Below are 1,163 nucleotides of genomic sequence, written 5' to 3'. Positions count from 1 at the left end.
TTATGCTTGCATACAGCCCGCGATGAACCCGCTTGCCGGAGAACGTCCGCCTCCCCTCTTCGCCATAACGGGGCAAGGGATCGTGATCCAGAAAGCTGGCTTTCGACGTATACGCTTCTTCCGTCAGAAATACCGCTATTCCCTGTTCAGCCGCCTTATACTGGATCATCGCAATGAACTTCTGGTGCGGGATGTGACAGAACGACTGGTTGTTTCGCCGTCCGATCGCCGATGATTGCTTCCATCCGTCGTTATGCCCGATGACGATCGTACCGATGTGTTGTTCCACGGCCAGCTTGACGATGAGACGGCTAGCTTTGTGGAACAAGTCTTTGATCCGACGATGGCGTTTCCGATGCAAGCGTTCCAACCGTTTGGAGGTATGAACCCCTGTTCGCGGCTCCTTGCCTTGACGAAGAATCCCGGTATAGTGCGCTTTCATCTTGTTGTAATACTGATTTATCGCTTTGACGATCTTGCCCTTCACGATCATCGGTTTCGAACCGGATGTCGTGACGAGGGTTGCAAGATTGTCCACGCCCAAATCAATGGCCATAAGTAGATCAGAATGATTAGCGTCCTGCACGTTTTCTTGTGCTGTACTCTTCTGTTCCCTCGCATAAGCAAAGATCAATTCGACGACATAGTGTCCATATCTGGGCACCACGCGTACCTGCTTCAGTTGTCCGTCGATACCCCCCAGCTTGCCGATGTTAAGCTGTTGCTTGGTCTTAGGCAGCTTGAGAAACTTCTGGTTTTTAATCACGCAATCCTGATTGGAGAAGACGACTTCTTTCACCGGACTGCGAGCGTAACCCGGTAGATTCGGTTTACCGTTGAACTTCTTCGGATGTTCGCGATAATCCTTCTTACTGGCGAAGAAAGCCGTCCAGTTCTGGTATACAACCTTCATGATGCCTTGACTGCTCTGCGCAGGGAGTGCGCGATAATCGGGTTGCTCCATTACTCTGAACAACGCATCCAGAAAGGGGTAAGGCACGAAGCGCTGATCTTTCGAAGGCAGCTCAAACGGACGGGAACGATTTTTCTCGCTCCGTCTTTCATTCATCGCTTCGAGTTGCGTTTTCAGGGTGTTCATCACTTGTTGCTGCAACGGCTGAAGGGGCTCGTTCCGCCCAAAAGAAGTAAACACCTGACGGATA

The 1,163-nt window shown here is 51.1% G+C and carries 1 protein-coding gene; it reads right to left on the bottom strand.

The genetic code is table 11. The features are described from left to right. On the bottom strand, positions 1-1,114 hold a 1,114-nt coding region (locus tag B0G52_RS35180), incomplete at its 3' end, for an RNA-guided endonuclease InsQ/TnpB family protein (protein WP_233163371.1). Positions 1,115-1,163: the final 49 nt, after the last annotated feature.

This window comes from Cohnella sp. SGD-V74 (assembly GCF_003001675.1).
In the GTDB taxonomy this organism is placed as follows: domain Bacteria; phylum Bacillota; class Bacilli; order Paenibacillales; family Paenibacillaceae; genus Cohnella.
The sequence above is the reverse complement of the archived record's forward strand: the minus strand, read 5'-3'. Positions and strand labels throughout refer to the sequence as shown.